Raw genomic sequence first — 878 nt, 5'->3', positions numbered from 1 at the left:
TGTTTACTTTTTGACGTAATGGTATTGTCTTGCATTTATTGTGACGTATCGACCATTCAGGAAATATTAAAATAGTTCCATTCGTTTCCAGTTCATTTTTAAGGAATTGGCATGAACTTGTCTTCACCCAACTCGTCACATGATTTGAGTCAATTTTATAATCGTTGAGTATCTCTTGTACATAAGATTTGGGAAGAGAACTACAAAAAACAACTCTCTGCGGATAACACTCATGCGGATCAAGTGAATTAGAATGCGCGATAACATAGTTAACGGTATTCAGTTGATAGGATTTTCCATTCTCTTGTGAAATTCTATCCATTGTAAAAATCAAATCGTAACGAGAAGAATCCAATAAAGAGGACTTTGTGAAACTATTTATGGACAAGTCTATATTGTTCAACATTCGAAATTCATTGATTACACGCTCAACCATATCGAAGCAAAAAGATTCAGAAATCGCTATATTGAATTGGTCTCTTAATTCAACCTTTTCCAAATCTTCAAACAATCTTTCGTACATAGACATTGTTTGGTCTGCATAATCAAGTAATACTTTTCCGTGTTTAGTGAGTAAAAATCCCTCTTTCCTATCAAAAATACTCGCCCCGATTGTACTTTCGATCTTTTTAATATGCTGAGATACAGCGGGTTGTGTCATAAATAAAGACTCAGCGGCTGCTGTAAAACTTTTGTGTTTAGCAACGTGCGAAAATGTTCTTAAATATTTGACGTCGATAGACCTGTTGACGTTTTTCATGGTGCAAACTACCCCGATGTTGCGTTATTTTATTAATTATTCTTATTAAAAATCAGCGTCAAAGTAACAATAGTGTCATTCAGATACAAAAAAACATTATTTATATACTCATAAATAA

At 33.4% G+C, this 878-nt stretch carries 1 protein-coding gene; it reads right to left on the bottom strand.

The window, feature by feature from the left end; genetic code table 11:
* The coding region (locus AB4653_RS23010; RefSeq protein WP_372105410.1) for a LysR family transcriptional regulator at positions 1 to 760 on the bottom strand (760 nt) is incomplete at its 3' end.
* Positions 761 to 878 lie beyond the last annotated feature (118 nt).

The organism is Vibrio sp. 10N.222.48.A3 (assembly GCF_041475345.1).
Lineage (GTDB): Bacteria > Pseudomonadota > Gammaproteobacteria > Enterobacterales > Vibrionaceae > Vibrio > Vibrio tasmaniensis_A.
This window is presented reverse-complemented; position numbering and strand designations above follow the sequence as displayed.